A 17,191-nucleotide genomic window follows, 5' to 3' on the forward strand; every position below is an offset into this window, starting at 1 on the left:
CGCCAACCCGGATCACCGACGACGCGCAGACCACACAACACCGGCCCGCGGGCCGGGACACAGAGCAGACCCTCGCGTGGCCGCGTCAGCCCGACGCGCCCGGGGGTTCGAGGAGACTGAGTGACCGACAACGGGTCGCCGGCTGACGCGAACGCAGCGTCCGGATCGGCGGAACAATTTTCCAGCAGACTTCGTGTGCACGCGCTCGCCCGAGCCTTGGGCGTGACGAGCCGTCAGGTGCTTGCGCACCTGGCCGAGCTCGGAGCGCAGATCCGAAGCGCACAATCCAGCGTCGAACCCGACGTTGCGCAGGCCGTCGCCGACCGTGTGCGCCACCACGTCGAGGTTGATGCCTCGTCGCTTGCCGCCGTCGATGTGGCCGGCGGGGTCGATGTGGCCGGCCCAGAGGCGCCCGAGGCGGAAACAGCAACCGTCGAGGCCGCCACGCCGGCACCCGACGCCGAGGCCGCCACGCCGGTGACCGATACCCAAGCGGCCGCCCCGGCAGTCGCCACCGAAGCCGGGAGCGCGCCCGCCGAGGTGGACACGACCCTGGTCGAGGCCCAGGTCGAGGAACCGGCCACGGCACAGCCGACTCTGTGCTCGGCGGCATCGAGCCAATACGACCGGCCGATCGCGGACGAAAGCGCAGCAGTCGCTGCCGGGCCGCTGTTCCTCCAGCCGCAGGCACCCGAGCGTGGCGCGAGTCCGGCGCCCAAGCGCGACGCACCCGACCAGGCTTCGGCCGCGTCCGACGCAAGTGACAAAGACACCGGCGACAAAGCGCAGTCGGATTCCGCCGACAGCGATGACGACTCGTCTTCCGACGAGGGTTCGGGTGACTCGAGCCGTCGCCGCAGGCGCCGCGGGCGTCGGGGCCGTGGTCGCGGACGCGGCGAACAGGGCAGCGATGACACCCGCGGCGACGACGCAGCTTCCGACGACGCTGGTTCCGACGGCGCAGCTTCCGACGACGCTGGTTCCGACGGCGCGGTGAGCGGTGCCACCGACAACGACACCGCCGGGCCTGCTGATGGCTCGGAATCATCGTCCGGATCGCAGGATGATGCCGGCGGTGGCGACGGATCGGGCGCCAAGAAGTCGGGCAAGCCGTCCGGCAAGAAGGGCAAGAAGTCCAAGAAGAAGACCTCCGACGCCCAGGGCGAAGGCTCCGACGGCGATGCAGACACCTCCGATGAGGATGGCGCGGCATCGGCCGACGAGGGCGACTCGACTGATTCCGACGCCGACAACGGCGCCGAGGGTTCGTCGACCCGGCGTCGCCGGCGGCGTCGCCGTCGCAAGGGGGGCGCCGACTCCGACGAGTCCTCCTCGCCCGATGATCCGCCGAACACCGTCGTTCACGAGCGGGAGCCGCGCAGCAAGCGGGCCCGGGACGAGGTGCAGGGGATCTCCGGATCCACCCGACTCGAGGCGAAGCGTCAGCGCCGACGCGACGGGCGCGACGCCGGTCGTCGTCGTCCGCCCATCCTGACCGAATCGGAGTTCTTGGCCCGCCGCGAGGCGGTCGACCGGGTGATGGTTGTCCGTGAGCGCAGCGCTAACAGCCGCATCGCGCTCGGCGGGGGCGACGACGGCGGGCATGGGCACGCCACTCCGGTCGAGGACTACACGCAGGTCGCGGTCCTCGAGGACGGCGTCCTGGTGGAACATTTCGTCACCACGGAGACCTCGTCGTCGATGGTCGGCAACATCTACCTCGGCCGCGTGCAGAACGTGCTGCCGGGCATGGAGGCCGCGTTCGTCGACATCGGGCGTGGCCGCAACGGCGTCCTGTACGCCGGTGAGGTCAACTGGGATGCCGCGGGGCTCGACGGTGGCTCGCGCAAGATCGAGCAGGCCCTCAAGCCCGGCGACAATGTGCTCGTCCAGGTCTCCAAGGACCCGGTCGGGCACAAGGGTGCACGCCTGACCACCCAGATCTCGCTGGCCGGCCGCTACCTGGTCTACGTGCCCGGCGGCTCGTCGACCGGTATCAGTCGCAAGCTGCCGGACGTGGAACGCAAGCGGCTCAAGCAGATTCTGGCCAAGTTGGTGCCCGACGACGCCGGCGTGATCATCCGCACCGCGTCCGAAGGCGTCAGCGCCGAGGATCTCGGTGCCGACATCGCCCGACTGGAAGCGCAGTGGAAGGCGATCGACGAGTCGGTCGCCGGGGCGAAGAAGGGCTCGGGGGCGTCCAACCCGAAGGCACTCTACGAGGAGCCGGACCTGTTGGTCCGTGTGGTCCGCGACCTGTTCAACGAGGACTTCAAGAAGCTCGTGGTGGAAGGCGACAAGGCGTGGAGCCTCGTCGACGGCTACGTCAGTTCGGTGGCGCCCGACCTCATGGAGCGCGTCGAGAAGTTCGACAAGGCCCACGCCGACGCGCCGGATTCCTTTGTCGTGCATCGCATCGACGAACAACTGGCCAAGGCGCTCGACCGCAAGGTGTGGCTGCCCTCGGGCGGCACGCTGATCATCGAGCACACCGAGGCGATGACCGTCGTCGACGTCAACACCGGCAAGTTCACCGGCTCTGGAGGCAATCTCGAGGAGACGGTCACCCGCAACAACCTGGAAGCCGCCGAGGAGATCGTGCGGCAGATGAGGCTGCGCGACATCGGCGGGATGATCATCGTCGACTTCATCGACATGGTCCTCGAATCCAACCGTGACCTGGTGCTTCGACGCCTCACCGAGGCGCTCGCGCGTGACCGGACGCGGCACCAGGTGTCCGAGGTGACCTCGCTCGGACTCGTTCAGATGACGAGAAAGCGACTTGGCACCGGCCTGCTCGAGGCCTTCTCCACCACCTGCACCACCTGCTGTGGGCGCGGCATCATCGTGCACGCCAACCCGGTCGAGGTCCGCACCGAGGACACCAATCGCACCGACGGTGCCGGGTCGAAGCGTTCGCGCCGCGGCAAACGGAAGACCGAGGCGGCGCCGGAGGCCAAGCCGGCGCACAAACCGGCCGAGCACCCGATGTTCCGGGCGATGGCTGCACACGCGCACGACGAGGACGACGACACGACGCATGTCGAGGCGGCGACCGACGGCGACGCGGCGACGAGCGCGGCCGACGAGGTGGATACCTCGACACCGCAGGACGACTCGACCCAAGCACCCGATTCACCTCCGACGACCGAGGCGACCGTCGTGGCCGAACCCGACGCTGTGGTCGATGAATCTGTCGGTGACGCCGACGCCGAGGAGTCCTCGAGCGAGCCCGACGTCGCGCTGGTTGATCATCCCGACGACGCTGCTGCCACACCGAAGCGACGGCGCCGGGTGGTGCGTCGCGCCGCGTCGCCGACAACGGCACCCGAACCGGTGGTCATCACGGCGCAGGATGCCGCGGCCGCACCGCTCACGACCTTTGGTCCGGCGTCGGGTGCCGGGACGGAATCGGTGGTCGCGGTGCGCCGACGGCCGCGGCGTCGTACGGCGGGACGCCCCGCCGGACCGCCGCCCGCAGAACAATGACCGAGGGTCCGATCACACCTGGTCGAGCGAGTTTGACCCGACCGGCAACGTTCCCGTAATCTTGCAAGGTCGCCTCCGCGGAGGTTCTGCGCTGTGCGGGTGTATCGACCCAGGTCGAAAGCCCCGAACGGTTGGCAGCCCCGACGGCAGGCATTCTGGTGTGAACCGCCTGAATCCCCGGCCATGGCTGGGTGTTCTGCGGCCAGCGCCGGCACGGACACCGAGCACGACAACATGGCACGACCAACATCATGCCCCGGCGCCAACCCAGCGCGGCGGGCCCGACGAGACAAGTTAGAGGAAGAACTTCGATGGCAACGTACGCGATCGTCAAGACCGGCGGTAAGCAGTACAAGGTCGCCGAGGGCGACATTGTGAAGGTCGAGAAGATCGACGGCGAGCCGGGCAGCACCGTGAGCCTGCCGGTCGCGTTGGTCGTCGACGGGTCGACCCTGACCACCGATGCCGACAAGCTGGCCAAGATCTCGGTCACCGGTGAGGTTGTCGAGCACGTCAAGGGCCCCAAGATCCGCATCCACAAGTTCAAGAACAAGACCGGCTACCACAAGCGCCAGGGTCATCGTCAGAAGCTGACGGTCCTCAAGGTCACCGGCATCAAGTAAACGACTTCATCCAGGAGGACTGACACATGGCACACAAGAAGGGCGCGTCCAGTTCGCGCAACGGTCGTGATTCCAACGCCCAGCGGCTCGGTGTGAAGCGCTTCGGCGGCCAGCAGGTGAGCGCGGGCGAGATCCTGGTTCGCCAGCGCGGCACCAAGTTCCACCCCGGTGTGAACGTCGGTCGCGGTGGCGACGACACCCTGTTCGCGCTCGAGGCCGGTGCGGTCGAGTTCGGCACCAAGCGTGGCCGCAAGACGGTCAACATCGTCCCGGAAGCTGTCCAGGCCTGACCTGACGGCGCCGCGAGAACACGCCTGAAAACAGGGCGGGCTGGGTCACGAGAACCCGCCCGCCCTGTTTGCTGTTCTCCACCGTCCACCCTCCGCGCCGACTCGCCCGTGAAGTAAAGCCTCCGAAGTAGAAAGGAACCGCCGATGTCTCGGTTCGTCGACCGCGTCACGATTCATGTGGCGGCCGGTAACGGTGGCCACGGTTGTGCCTCGGTACACCGTGAGAAGTTCAAGCCACTCGGTGGTCCCGACGGCGGCAACGGTGGCAACGGTGGGTCGGTGCGGCTGGTGGTCGATCCGCAGGTGCACACGCTGCTGGACTTCCATTTCCGCCCACATGCGAAGGCGGGCAACGGGAAACCCGGAGCCGGCGACAACCGCGACGGCGCGACGGGTGACGACCTCATCCTGAACGTGCCGGACGGAACCGTGGTCTTGGGAGCCGACGGTTCGATTCTCGCCGACCTCGTCGGAGTGGGCACGAGCTTCGATGCGGCCAAGGGCGGCCGCGGTGGTCTCGGTAACGCGGCACTGGCGTCCAAGGCGCGCAAGGCGCCGGGATTCGCTCTGCTCGGTGAAGAGGGCCAACACCGGGACCTCGTCCTCGAACTCAAGTCCGTCGCCGACGTCGGACTGGTGGGATTCCCTTCGGCGGGCAAGTCGTCGCTGGTCTCGGTGTTGTCGGCGGCAAAGCCGAAGATCGCCGACTACCCGTTCACGACTCTGGTCCCCAATCTCGGCGTGGTCCAGACCGCCGGCGACGTGTTCACGATCGCGGACGTCCCCGGACTCATCCCGGGCGCCTCGACCGGACGCGGCCTCGGACTGGAGTTCCTGCGCCATCTGGAACGCTGCGCGGTGCTCGCGCACGTGGTGGATTGCGCGACCCTCGAACCGGGACGTGACCCGATCTCCGACATCGACGCACTGGAGGCCGAACTGGCCGCCTACCAGCCCGCGCTCGATGCCGACCACGGACTCGGCGAGCTCGCCGACCGTCCGCGTGTGGTGATCCTGAACAAGGTCGACGTGCCGGATGCCGCCGATCTCGCGGATCTCGTGGAACCCGAGCTGGCGCAGCGAGGTTGGCCGGTGTTCCGGATCTCCGCGGTCACCCATCAGGGTCTGCGTGAACTGACCTTCGCGCTCGCGCGGATGGTACGCGAGTACCGGGAGTCGCAACCCGAGAAGGTGGCGCGGCGTCCGATCATCCGCCCCAAGGCGGTCGACGAGACCGGGTTCACGGTCACAGAGGACCCGGAGACCCCCGGCGGATTCGTCGTGCGTGGCACCCGCCCCGAGCGGTGGATCGCCCAAACCCAATTCGACAACGACGAAGCGGTCGGCTATCTCGCGGATCGTCTCAATCGGCTCGGCGTCGAGGACGAACTCATGCGCCTGGGCGCTCAGCCCGGCGCGCCGGTCACCATCGGCGCGGTCACCTTCGACTGGGAGCCCAGCACCCCGATGGGTGACGATGTCCCGATCACCGGACGCGGCACCGACATTCGACTCGATCGCTCCGATCGTGTGGGAGCAGCCGAACGCAAACAGGCGCGCCGTCTGCGTCGAGGACTGCATGAGGATTCCGACGACCACTCTCTTGACACCCACGACGGCGACCAGCTGACGTGAGCGAGGTTCGCGAGTCCATCGCGCATGCGCGCAGCGTCGTGGTGAAAATCGGATCGTCGGCGCTGACCGACCTCGGTACCGGACTCGACACCGACCGGCTTGACCGCCTTGCCGATGCCCTCGAGGCCCGAATGCGGGCCGGCTCGGATGTGATCGTCGTGTCGTCGGGCGCCATCGGTGCCGGGATCGCCCCGTTGGGGCTGAAGAAGCGTCCGACGGATCTGGCGACCAAGCAGGCCGCGGCAAGCGTCGGACAACTTGCCCTCGCACACGCATGGGGTACCTCGTTCGCGCGGTACAAGAGGACGGTCGGCCAGGTACTGTTGACCGCCGACGACATTTCCAACCGGGCGCATCACGCCAACGCCCAGCGCACCCTCGATCGTCTGCGGTCGCTGGGTGCCGTGGCCGTCGTCAACGAGAACGACACGGTGGCCACCAACGAGATTCGCTTCGGCGACAACGATCGGCTTGCCGCTCTGGTTGCCCATCTCGCGGGTGCCGATGCCTTGTTCCTGCTCTCCGACGTGGACGGTCTCTACGACGGGGATCCGCGCAAGGTGTCGCCGACGGGTGAACGCGCACGCTTCATCGCCGAGGTGGCCGGTCCTGAGGATCTCGATGGCGTGATCGCGGGTTCGGGCGGTGCGCTGGGAACCGGGGGAATGGCTTCCAAACTCGCTGCCGCGCGGTTGTCCGCGGATGCGGGTGTGCCGGTGCTTCTGGCGGCCGCCGCCGAAGCGGGACAAGCACTTTCGGATGCGTCGGTGGGGACGGTCTTCGCAGCTCGCCCGGAACGTCTGTCGGCGCGCCGGTTCTGGGTGCGCCACGCCGCGGACGCGCGGGGGCAGATCGTGCTCGACGACGGGGCGGTCGCGGCGGTGTCGCGCCGGCGGCGCTCCTTGCTGGCGGCCGGGGTCGTCGGGGTACGCGGGCGCTTCTACGACGGCGACGTGGTGGAACTCGTCGATCTCGCCGGAGCGGTTCGCGCGCGGGGCGTCTCCGCCTACAACGCCGACGACATCGCGAAGATGGTCGGCCGCTCCACCGCCGACCTCCCCGCGGAACTGCGTCGGCCCGTCATCCATGCCGACGACCTGGTGGCGGTCTGACTCGAAGAGTACTGCTCTCGGCCTCCTGAACTGGGGAAATGCGACCCTGTCGTCGTTTGATCGGGAGGTGCGAGGGACACCCTGTGTCGTGTTGGAAGATCTGTGTGCTGCAGCATCCGGTTGACCTGATTCGACACAGGGTGTGGCCAGAGTTCGAGCCGAGTACCACGGCGACCTGGCTGGGAGGCGCGGTCTGGGCTTCGTTCCGGCCGCGTCCGGCGTCGACCTGAGAGATCGCGCACCGCGGGTTTCGCGGCTCACCACCGGACCACTGAAAGTAGGGGAAGGTTCTTCCCCTACTTTCTGCCCCTGCTTGTCGAGTCGTCCGCGAGAAGACTCGCGGGGAAGACTCCAGGGATAGGGGACGAGTTTCTTCCCCTACTATTTGTGGATCATCGTCGCCGCGCCGCGCTCCACGGCCCTCTTCCCGCCTCCACGATCGCCGCCGCAGGCGGCGGGTGGATCGCTGATCCGAAGAGTTGGCGACCGGCTCTCTGATCTGCGGGTACCCCTGCTGGTTGAGTAGCCGAGCCCCAGAGCGGGGCGTTTCGAAACCCGGTGAGATGTCCTTGTCCGCAACCCGGTGGTCGCTGACATTCTCGGCTTCTGAGGTTTCGATACGACCTCGGCCAGCGCCTCGGCCCTCTCAACCAGCAGGTGGGGCCGAGCGTGAAAATGCTGGTCAGAGCTGGGAGCCAGACTCTTCGAGTTAGCCCACGGGAGTGGGTCCACCGGCGAGCGCGGGCAGCACCGTTGCGGCAAGGTGGTCGATCTTCAAGGTCGCGATGTCGTCGGCTCGCGTGGCACCGCGGTTCACGATGAGCACGGGTTTGCGAGTCCGGAAGGCATGACGTGCGAAGCGCAGTCCGCTCATCACGGTCAGCGACGACCCGACCACGAGGAGGGCATCGGCCTCGTCGACCAGCGTGAATGCCTGTTGGACAAGGTCTTTGGCAACACTCTCACCGAAGTAGACGATGTCGGGCTTCAGTATGCCACCACACGCGGGGCAGTCGACCATGTGGAAATCGGCGGTGTCGGCGATCACCGCGTCGGCGTCGGGTGCGACCTCGATGGCGCCGCGTCCACCGATTCGTTCCGCGAACTCGGCGTTGAGAGCTTCGAGGTGCGCCGCCAACCGATGCCGGGAGGTGCGCCAATCGCATGACAGGCAGCGCACGCGGCCGTAGCACCCGTGCAGTTCGAGGACACCGCGGGTGCCCGCCTTGGTGTGCAGCATGTCGACGTTCTGGGTGATGACCGTCGTGAGTCGGCCCTGCCGCTGGAGGTCGGTGAGCGCGAGGTGGGCGGCATTCGGTACCGAGGCGTCCATGTGGCGCCAACCGAGGTGATTGCGCGCCCAATAGTGGCGTCGGAACTCCGGTGACGACAGGAACATCTCCAGCGTCATCGGAGTGCGGCGTGGTGCTCCGGGGCTGCGGTAGTCGGGGATTCCGGAATCCGTCGAGATGCCGGCACCGGTCAGGACCACGAACCGCTTGTCGTCGAGGATGCGTCGCAGTTCGGCGAGACGGGCGTCGAGGTCGTCGTCGGCACGGGTGGGTGCGGCGGGTTCCCAGCCGATCTGCAAACGCGTGCGCACCCTGCCCAGGATAGGCAGGGTGCGCACGCGCGTCAGATCGCTACGTCCCTCAGACGTTTTCCGTGGCGTGCCGACCGCTCGGCGCGGGCACGGTGACCAGCGGATACACGCCGTTCTCGTCGTGCACCTCGGTGCCGACGACCGGCGGGTTGAACACGCACATCATCCGCATCTGTGTGTCGGCGGTGACGGTGTGGCGCTCGTGGCCGTTCAGCAGATACATCGATCCGGGGGCCAGGGGATAGGTCTCGCCGGTCTCGCGGTCGAGGAGCGTGCCCTCGCCTTCGACGAGCCACACGGCCTCGATGTGATTGGCGTAGTGGAACTCGTTGACCGAACCGGCCTTGATGGTCGTCTCGTGGAACGAGAATCCCACGTGATCGCCACCGAGGACGATGCGCTTGGACACCCAGTTGCCCTTGGGATCGGCGACCTCGCGCTCGGTCCCGGTGATCTCTGCTGTGGTTCGGACGATCATCCGATCACCTCCTTCACGGCGTCGCTGAGGATGCCCAGACCGCGATCCAGGTCCTCACGCGAGATGGTCAGCGGGGGAAGAAGTTTCACGACCTCGTCGGACGGGCCGGAGGTCTCGGCGAGCAACCCGGAACCGAACGCCGACGCGCACACCTTGCCGGCGGCGGTCGCCTCGTCGAACACGAGGCCGCGAACCATGCCGCGTCCGCGGGTCGAGATGCCGTCGTACGTGTTGGCCAGGCCGGTGAAGACCTCGTCGATCCGGGCACCCTTGGCGTGGATCTCGCGCGACAGGGCATCGTCGCCCCAGAAGAGGTCGATGGCCTTCGTGGCGGTGACGAATGCGGGGTTGTTGCCGCGGAAGGTGCCGTTGTGTTCACCCGGGGTCCACACATCGAGCTCCGGGCGGAACAGGGTCAGCGCGAGCGGCAGACCGTAGCCGCTGATCGACTTCGACAGGGTGACGATGTCGGGCTTGATCCCGGCGGCCTCGAACGAGAAGAACTCGCCGGTACGGCCGCAGCCCATCTGGACGTCGTCGACGATGAGCAGGATGTCGCGGCGGCGGCACAGGTCGGCGAGCGCCTGCAGCCACTCGATGCGTGCGACGTTGACGCCACCCTCGCCCTGCACGGTCTCCACGATCACGGCTGCGGGACGGTTCAGTCCGCTGCCCGAGTCGTCGAGCACCCGCTCGAACCAGGCAAAGTCCTCGACGACGCCGCCGAAGTAGTTGTCGAACGGCATCGGGGTGGCGTGGACCAGCGGCACACCCGCACCTGCGCGCTTCATCGAATTACCGGTCACCGACAGCGATCCCAGGGTCATCCCGTGGAATGCGTTGGTGAAGCTGATGATCGACTCGCGCCCGGTTACCTTGCGCGCCAACTTGAGTGCCGACTCGACGGCGTTGGTGCCGGTGGGGCCGGGGAACTGGATCTTGTAGTCCAATCCGCGCGGCGCCAGGATCTTGTCGGTGAACGCCTCGATGAACTTGCCCTTGGCGACAGTCGCCATGTCGAGACCATGGGTGATCCCGTCATCGGCGATGTAGTCGAGCAGCGCCGCCTTCAGTTCCGGGTGGTTGTGGCCGTAGTTCAGCGAACCGGCGCCGGCGAAGAAGTCGAGGTACTCGCGGCCTTCCTGGTCGGTGATCCACGACCCGCTGGCACGGGTGAACACGGTGGGCCAGTTGCGGCAATAACTGCGGACCTCGGACTCGTGCTGGGTGAACACCGAGTCGTCAACGGTCTGTTCGAGAAGTTGCATGTCACGCTTCCTTCTTTGTCGAATAGGTGAAAGAACAACCGGGCATGGCGGTACAACCGGTGCGCCGGTGAAAAGTATTTCGAGGCAACCGATCTCGCGGATCGAGATCTGCCACGGGGATCGGCCGGTCAGGGCTCGGGAATCTCCGGTTCCAACATGTAGAGGTCTTCGGGCTCGTGTGCATCCGGAAAGGCGTTGGCGCCGAACAGATCACGCCGCTCGAAGCGAAGTCCACGCGCACTCGCCACCGATCCGAACAGTCGCTGCGATGCGGCATTGTCGGGGCTGATCGTGGTGTGCAGCGCGACCACTCCACGTCGCGACGTCCGGTCGAAGAGGCGGTGCAGCATCGTTGCGGCGATGCCGTGACCGCGGTAATCGTCGTCGACCGCGACCTGCCACACCATCAGTGTGGAGGGGTCGGACTGGCGTCGGTAGCCGGTGACGAACCCGACTGTGCGACCGTCGACTTCGGCGACGATCGAGGTCTCGGCGAAATCGTGGCACCACAGGACATAGGAATAACTCGAGTTGACGTCGAGAACCTGTGAGTCCGAGGCGATTTCCCAGAGTCGGGTGCCGTCGTCGACCGTTGGTGCACGAAAGTCGACGGCGAGGGCAGTTGTTGGGGCCGTTCTTGTTTGGGACGGGCTCATGACCCGTTCGACGTTAACAATGCGTGTCGTCGAAGTCATGCAGCTGCAAAAATCGGTCATCGGATGACCCGGCTTCGTCCTGTTCAGCGGGTGAATGTGAAGTGGGTCACGTGGATGTGGTTCACCCCGATCGGCGCGACGGGTATCGGGGCGTCTTCAGGCCATCCGCGCGGGCGCAGAAGTGGGTCGATGCAGAATGGGTGAAATGACGAGGATCATCGCTGGGCGTCTTCGAGGCCGACGACTGAAGGTTCCCGACGAGGGGACCCGGCCGACCTCGGATCGAGTTCGCGAATCGGTCTTCAACATGCTCGAGCACCGATGTGACCTGGCGGAAGCCCGCGTCCTCGACCTCTACGCCGGTTCGGGCGCGCTCGGGCTGGAGGCCATCTCGCGCGGTGCGGCGTCGGCGACACTGGTCGATTCCGGCCGCAAGGCCGCCGCGACCATCGCCGACAACGCACGATCCTGCGGGGTCGCGGACAGCGTCACGGTGGTGAACCGCTCGGTCGGTGCCTACCTGGCCGGGCCGACAGACAGGGCCTTCGACCTGGTGTTCGCCGACCCGCCCTACGACGTCGACGTCAGCACCGTGAGGGCCGATATGGAAGCCGTGGTGGTCCGACTCGCCGCGGGCGCCCTGGTCGTGCTCGAGCGATCGGCCCGCGCCGTCGACCTCGACTGGCCAGACGACTTCGAGGTCGTCGTCGACAAGAAGTACGGGGACACCCGGGTGGAGGTCGCACGTCATGACGGGTGAACCGATGCGCATCGGAGCGCTCGACATCGAGGTCCCGATCGTGTGCGCGCCGATGGCCGGTGGCCCGACCACGCCTGCGCTGGTGCGCGCAATCGCCGAGGCCGGCGGGCTGGGCATGCTGGCCGCGGGCTATCTGACCGCTGCGGCGCTCGCTCCACTCGTCGAGGAGGTCGACGAGGCGACGGAGGGTCGATACGGCGTCAATCTGTTCCTGCCCGGTCGCGACGTGCTCGAGGACGCGTCCGACCCGCTGGCGGCCGACGTGACGAACTACCGGCGGCGACTCGCCCGTTATGCCGACAGGTATGGCGTCGAGGTCGGTGAACCCCGGTGGTTCGACGAGGACATCGCCGCCAAGGTGTCCGTGCTGGCCGACCATCGGCCCGCCCTGGTCACGGTCACGTTTGGAGATCCGGGGCCCGATCTCGTGGAGCGGATCCACCGCGAGGTTGGGGCGGCGGTCGGCGTCACGGTGACGAGTGTGATCGAGGCACATGCAGCGGTCGCCTCGGGCGCCGACCTGTTGATCGCGCAGGGCATCGAGGCGGGCGGACATCGAGGCATCTGGACCGACGACCCACGCGATCCGTTGGGCGGGCCGGGGCTCGGGAGCCATGACCTGGTCGCGGAACTGGCTGCAGCGCAGTATCTTCCGGTGATCGCTGCCGGTGGCCTCATGAGTGGCGCCGACATCGTGGCGGTTCGTGGCGCCGGCGCGATCGGTGCCCAGCTGGGTACGGCGTTTCTGCGTGCCGACGAGGCGGGCACCTCCGTTGTGCATCGAACTGCGCTCGCCGATCACAACCGAGCAGGCGAGCCCGAGACCGTGATCACGCGGGCGTTCTCGGGACGGCCGGCACGGTCGCTGGCCACGTCGTTCGCGGAAGACAACGCGGACGCGCCGGCCGCCTATCCGCAGGTCCACTACATGACCAAACCGATTCGCGCGGCCGCCGCCTCGGCGGGCGTCGCCGACGACGTGAACCTCTGGGCCGGGACCGGATGGCGACGCGCGAGAACCGGCTCGGCCGCGGCGATCGTCGACCGTGTGCGCGCCGAGATGGCCGATCCGGATCGGCGCACCTGAGCCCGAACGCGCCTCGGCCTACTCAACCAGCAGGCGACTCCTCCCGCCTCCACGGGCGACCGATAGGGATGCCGGTACTTTGACCTCATGACGGATGTGTCACGACGCACGGCAGTGTGCCCCGGTTCCTTCGATCCCTTCACCCGCGGCCACCGGTATGTGGTCGAGCGCGCCGCGGCGTGCTTTGACGAGGTTGTCATCACGGTGGTGGTCAACCCGAACAAACACGGGCTCTTCGGCGTGGACGAGCGCATCGACCTGATCCGCGACGACTGCTCCGATCTGGCCAATGTGCGGGTCGATCGGTGGACCGGCCTACTCGTCGACTACCTGCGTCAGGAGTCGATCCACACCATCGTCAAAGGCCTGCGGTCGGCGGTCGACTTCGACTACGAGGTGCCGATGGCCCAGATGAATCGCGAGCTGGCCGACGTCGAGACCGTCTTCCTCCTCACCGATCCGCGCTTCGCCCACGTGTCGAGTTCGCTGGTCAAAGAGGTGGCCAAGCTCGGCGGTGACGTCGAGCCGTTCCTGTCACCGCGCATCCATCGCGCGCTGACCGCCCGGATCGAGGGCCAACAGGCGGTTTAGGGCGTGTCCCCCAATCCCTCGCAGTGGGATTGCGACACGCCCTAGACGACACACCCCTCCCGCTTCACCAATCACAACTGCAACATTCGGCACAATAGTCACAGAAGCACCGACTGAAACAATGGCAAGCGCCGGATTGGGGTGGCTGTGTACCGGGTTTTTGAAGCTCTCGACGAATTGGTCGCAATTGTCGAGGAAGCGCGAAGCGTCCCGATGACCGCGGGCTGCGTCGTCCCGCGCGGCGACGTACTCGAACTGCTCGACGACATCAAGGACTCGATCCCGGGTGAACTCGACGATGCGCAGGACGTCCTCGACGAACGGGAGACGCTGATCGGCGACGCCCGTGAGCACGCCGAGACGGTCACCTCGAAGGCCGACTCCGAGTCCGAAGCGGTGATGGCGCACGCCCGCGCCGAGGCCGACCGCATTCTCGCCGACGCCAAGGCCCAAGCCGACCGCATGGTCGACGAGGCCAGCGCTCATGGAAAGTCGCTGGTCGAGGACGCCACCGAGGAAGCGCGTCGGATGTCGACGAGTGCGTCACGCGAGTTCGAGGCCGTCACCGGCCGGGCGCGCGCCGAGGCGCAGCGCACGATCGACTCGGCGAACAACACCTATGACAAGTCGATCGCCGACGGCATCGCGGAGCAGCAGCGCCTCGTGTCGGAGACCGAGGTGGTCGCGGCCGCCAAGTCGGAGGCCGAACGCATCATCGACGCGGCGCATGCCGAGATCGACCGTTTGCGTGGTGACTGCGACGTCTACGTCGACGAGAAGCTGGCCCAGTTCGAGGAGATCCTGACCGGCACCCTGCGCTCGGTCAACCGCGGTCGGCACCAGCTCCGGACCGGCGCCGGGATGCACGACTACGTCGAGTACCCACGCAGTGTCGACGACCAGCCGGCACGGCGGGAGACCGCCGGACGCGAGTCGGGCGCGCCTCGCGGGTACGACCGCGAGCAGGGATCGCCGCTCGCGGTCTGAACCTCGCGCGCGTGGTGTCATGGGAGTGCATCGACACCACGCGCGGGCCGTTCGATCAATCACCGGACCCGGGCGTATCGTGCAACTGTGGCTGAACATGCTGTGACACCTGGGGCTACGCTGTGACACCTGGGGCTACGCCCGGCTCGGGCGCTTCGAAGACATCGCGTGCAGGCGGCCCGGGGTCGCGTCCGGGCCCGTTCGTGCTCGATGTCCGGACACTCGGACGTCGAGCCGGCACCATGTCGGAGATCCATCGGACAGTGACCACGCCCGACCGAATCGGGGTCGAGATGGTCGCCATTCCCGCCGATTCCGAGGTCGACCTCGACCTCCGGCTGGAATCGGTGACCGAAGGGGTGCTCGTCACCGGCACGGTGTGCGGCGAGACGGTCGGTCAGTGTGCTCGGTGCCTCGAGCCGCTCGACGGCACGGTGACGGTGTTCCTGACCGAACTGTTCGCCTATCCCGACAGCGCAACCGAGCAGACCACCGATGCCGACGACATCCACCGGATCGTCGACGACCACATCGATCTCGAACAATCCATCATCGACGCGGTCGCACTGGAGTTGCCGATGTCGCCGCTGTGCTCGGACGACTGTCCCGGGCTCTGCCCGGTGTGCGGCGTGCGCCTGGCCATCGCCGAACCAGGTCATGGACACGAGATCATCGATCCCCGATGGGCCGGATTGGCCGACAAGTTCGGCGACCTCAGCGATGGTCCGGACGTCGGCGACAGCACACCCGGCTCGGGGAGTGACGGTGACTGACGCCGTGCCGGGCGACGGATCGCGGTACGCGGATCTGCTGACGTCGCTGGACACCACGGTGTCCGACGATCTGCTGACCCTGGCTCTGACGCATCGTTCCTACGCTTACGAGAACGGCGGCCTGCCGACCAACGAGCGACTCGAGTTCCTCGGCGATTCCGTGCTCGGAGTGGTGATCACCGAGCGTCTCTATCTCAGCTATCCCGACCGCCCGGAGGGCGAACTCGCCAAGATCCGGGCCAGCGTGGTCAACATGCACGCCCTGGCCGACGTGGCCCGAGGACTCGGTGAGGGCGGTCTCGGACAACACCTCTACCTGGGCCGCGGTGAGGAACTCACCGGCGGGCGCGACAAGGACTCGATCCTGGCCGACGGTCTGGAATCGCTATTCGGCGCGGTGTTCCTCGAACACGACCTCGCCACCTCGCAGCGGGTGATCCTGCGCCTGTTCGACGACCTCATCGACCGTGCGGGCACGCTGGGCGCCGGACTCGACTGGAAGACGTCGTTGCAAGAACTGAGCGCCGAGCGCGGGTACGGACCCCCGCAGTATCAGATCAGCTCCACCGGTCCCGACCACAACAAAGAGTTCACCGCGGTCGCGATGATCGCGGGGGAGAACCTGGGCGACGGGATCGGGCGCACCAAGAAAGAAGCCGAGCAACGCGCCGCCGCACGCGCGTGGAAGGCGCTGACGGAACGAGCGTCCGCGTCGTGACCCGCGACGCATCTCAGCGACGCGATGCCTGAACTGCCGGAGGTCGAGACTGTTCGTCGTGGCCTGGAAGCACATCTCGTGGGACGTCGCCTGCGCACGACGGAGGTTCTGCATCCGCGAGCGGCCCGTCGCCATGTCGCCGGCGATCTCGATCTCACGGGACGCCTGCGCGATGCCGAGGTGCTCGGAGTCCGACGTCGGGGCAAGTACATGTGGCTCGACGTCGGCCGGGGAGACGACCGCGCGGCCGTGGTGGTTCACCTCGGTATGAGCGGGCAGATGCTCATCGCTCGGGCCGGTGCCCCAGACCACACACATCTGCGTATCCGCGCCGCACTCGACGACGGAAACGAGCTTCGGTTCGTGGACCAGCGCACGTTCGGCGGCTGGCACGTCGACGACTATGTCGGCGACACTGGCCCCGCTCGCTTCGCTCCCGGCGGCCACACTGAAGATGCTGCCGGACAGCATGATTCGATCCCTGAGTCGATCGCGCACATCGCCCGCGACCCGTTCGACGACCGATTCGACCCGGCGGCGGTGATCGCGGTGATCCGCACCAAGCACAGCGAGATCAAGCGCGTGCTGCTCGACCAGACGGTGATCTCCGGTGTCGGTAACATCTACGCCGACGAAGCGTTGTGGCGGGCCAGGTTGCACGGCAGCCGGATCGCGGACGGGATCAGTCGCGCCAAGCTCACCGAGTTGCTCACCGCGGTGTCTGACGTGATGGCGGAGGCGCTGGAGGTCGGCGGTACCTCCTTCGACGCGCTCTACGTCAACGTGAACGGCCAGTCCGGGTACTTCGCGCGAAACCTGAATGTCTATGGCCACGAAGGGCAGCCGTGCCCGCGGTGCGGCCGCCCGATCCAGCGGGAGACATTCATGAACCGCTCGAGCCACTTCTGCCCGTACTGCCAGCGGCGACGCTGAATCGAAGAGTTCGGTGACCAATCCCGCTGACCTGCGCAAATACGCTTGCTTCGTGCCGAAAAAAATCGGCTCTTCTGTCATGGATGTGGGTGAGTGTGGGTGTGGTATGGGAGTTCGAGGGTGACCGGTCCGCAGGCGAGCAGGATCATGGCGAGTGCGTTTTCGGCGGTGCGGAATCCGTAGGCTCG

General features: G+C 67.1%; 16 protein-coding genes. 12 read left to right on the forward strand and 4 right to left on the reverse strand.

Going from position 1 to position 17,191, the window contains the following annotated elements; genetic code table 11:
* Positions 1-120: 120 nt before the first annotated feature.
* The 5 genes from ABZW74_RS15220 (at position 121) to proB (ending at position 7,149) form a co-directional block, all read left to right on the forward strand.
* Positions 121-3,489: a translation initiation factor IF-2 N-terminal domain-containing protein gene (locus ABZW74_RS15220; RefSeq protein ID WP_355277224.1), complete on the forward strand. Its 3,369-nt coding sequence runs from the start codon at positions 121-123 to the stop codon at positions 3,487-3,489.
* 311 nt (positions 3,490-3,800) lie between these two features.
* Positions 3,801-4,112 carry a 50S ribosomal protein L21 gene (rplU, locus tag ABZW74_RS15225; RefSeq protein ID WP_012833869.1) on the forward strand — a complete coding sequence of 104 codons (312 nt, stop codon included), beginning with the start codon at positions 3,801-3,803 and terminating at the stop codon, positions 4,110-4,112.
* A 26-nt stretch (positions 4,113-4,138) separates the two neighbouring features.
* Positions 4,139-4,402 (forward strand): 50S ribosomal protein L27, encoded by a 264-nt coding sequence (gene rpmA, locus ABZW74_RS15230; RefSeq protein WP_240859953.1) that lies wholly within the window; start codon positions 4,139-4,141, stop codon positions 4,400-4,402.
* 144 nt (positions 4,403-4,546) lie between these two features.
* Positions 4,547-6,037, forward strand: coding sequence for a GTPase ObgE (obgE, locus tag ABZW74_RS15235; protein WP_240859951.1), 1,491 nt, complete (start codon positions 4,547-4,549; stop codon positions 6,035-6,037).
* Complete coding sequence (gene proB / locus ABZW74_RS15240) at positions 6,034-7,149, forward strand: glutamate 5-kinase (protein ID WP_240859948.1); 1,116 nt, start codon at positions 6,034-6,036, stop codon at positions 7,147-7,149. The genes obgE and proB overlap by 4 nt, the downstream gene beginning before the upstream one ends.
* 709 nt (positions 7,150-7,858) lie before the next feature.
* Here proB and ABZW74_RS15245 read toward each other — a convergent pair.
* From ABZW74_RS15245 to ectA, 4 genes are all read right to left on the reverse strand, one after another.
* A complete protein-coding gene (locus ABZW74_RS15245; protein WP_355277229.1) occupies positions 7,859-8,752 on the reverse strand; it encodes a Sir2 family NAD-dependent protein deacetylase in 894 nt (297 codons plus the stop codon).
* 49 nt (positions 8,753-8,801) lie between these two features.
* On the reverse strand, positions 8,802-9,230 hold the full coding sequence (locus ABZW74_RS15250; protein ID WP_240859944.1) for an ectoine synthase: 429 nt from the start codon (positions 9,228-9,230) through the stop codon (positions 8,802-8,804).
* A complete protein-coding gene (gene ectB, locus ABZW74_RS15255) occupies positions 9,227-10,498 on the reverse strand; it encodes a diaminobutyrate--2-oxoglutarate transaminase (protein ID WP_240859942.1) in 1,272 nt (423 codons plus the stop codon). The genes ABZW74_RS15250 and ectB overlap by 4 nt, the downstream gene beginning before the upstream one ends.
* A gap of 128 nt (positions 10,499-10,626) precedes the next feature.
* On the reverse strand, positions 10,627-11,154 hold the full coding sequence (gene ectA, locus ABZW74_RS15260; protein WP_240859940.1) for a diaminobutyrate acetyltransferase: 528 nt from the start codon (positions 11,152-11,154) through the stop codon (positions 10,627-10,629).
* A 205-nt stretch (positions 11,155-11,359) separates the two neighbouring features.
* Between ectA and rsmD the strand changes: the two genes are divergently transcribed.
* The 7 genes from rsmD to mutM all read left to right on the forward strand — a co-directional run bounded on the left by rsmD (position 11,360) and on the right by mutM (position 17,003).
* Entirely contained in the window at positions 11,360-11,914 is a 555-nt protein-coding gene (rsmD, locus tag ABZW74_RS15265) for a 16S rRNA (guanine(966)-N(2))-methyltransferase RsmD (protein ID WP_355277233.1), read from the forward strand.
* Positions 11,904-13,001, forward strand: a complete 1,098-nt coding sequence (locus ABZW74_RS15270) for a nitronate monooxygenase (RefSeq protein WP_355277236.1) — start codon at positions 11,904-11,906, stop codon at positions 12,999-13,001. Before rsmD ends, ABZW74_RS15270 begins: the two co-directional genes overlap by 11 nt.
* An 87-nt stretch (positions 13,002-13,088) precedes the next feature.
* Entirely contained in the window at positions 13,089-13,592 is a 504-nt protein-coding gene (coaD, locus tag ABZW74_RS15275; RefSeq protein WP_240859933.1) for a pantetheine-phosphate adenylyltransferase, read from the forward strand.
* 147 nt (positions 13,593-13,739) lie between these two features.
* Positions 13,740-14,579, forward strand: a complete 840-nt coding sequence (locus ABZW74_RS15280; protein ID WP_240860053.1) for a DivIVA domain-containing protein — start codon at positions 13,740-13,742, stop codon at positions 14,577-14,579.
* A 203-nt stretch (positions 14,580-14,782) separates the two neighbouring features.
* Positions 14,783-15,352 carry a DUF177 domain-containing protein gene (locus ABZW74_RS15285; RefSeq protein WP_355277238.1) on the forward strand — a complete coding sequence of 190 codons (570 nt, stop codon included), beginning with the start codon at positions 14,783-14,785 and terminating at the stop codon, positions 15,350-15,352.
* Positions 15,345-16,070, forward strand: coding sequence for a ribonuclease III (rnc, locus tag ABZW74_RS15290; RefSeq protein ID WP_240859929.1), 726 nt, complete (start codon positions 15,345-15,347; stop codon positions 16,068-16,070). The genes ABZW74_RS15285 and rnc overlap by 8 nt, the downstream gene beginning before the upstream one ends.
* A 24-nt stretch (positions 16,071-16,094) precedes the next feature.
* Positions 16,095-17,003 carry a bifunctional DNA-formamidopyrimidine glycosylase/DNA-(apurinic or apyrimidinic site) lyase gene (gene mutM, locus ABZW74_RS15295; protein WP_355277240.1) on the forward strand — a complete coding sequence of 303 codons (909 nt, stop codon included), beginning with the start codon at positions 16,095-16,097 and terminating at the stop codon, positions 17,001-17,003.
* The last annotated feature ends 188 nt before the right edge of the window (positions 17,004-17,191 follow it).

This window comes from Gordonia sp. NPDC003585 (assembly GCF_040610755.1).
In the GTDB taxonomy this organism is placed as follows: domain Bacteria; phylum Actinomycetota; class Actinomycetes; order Mycobacteriales; family Mycobacteriaceae; genus Gordonia.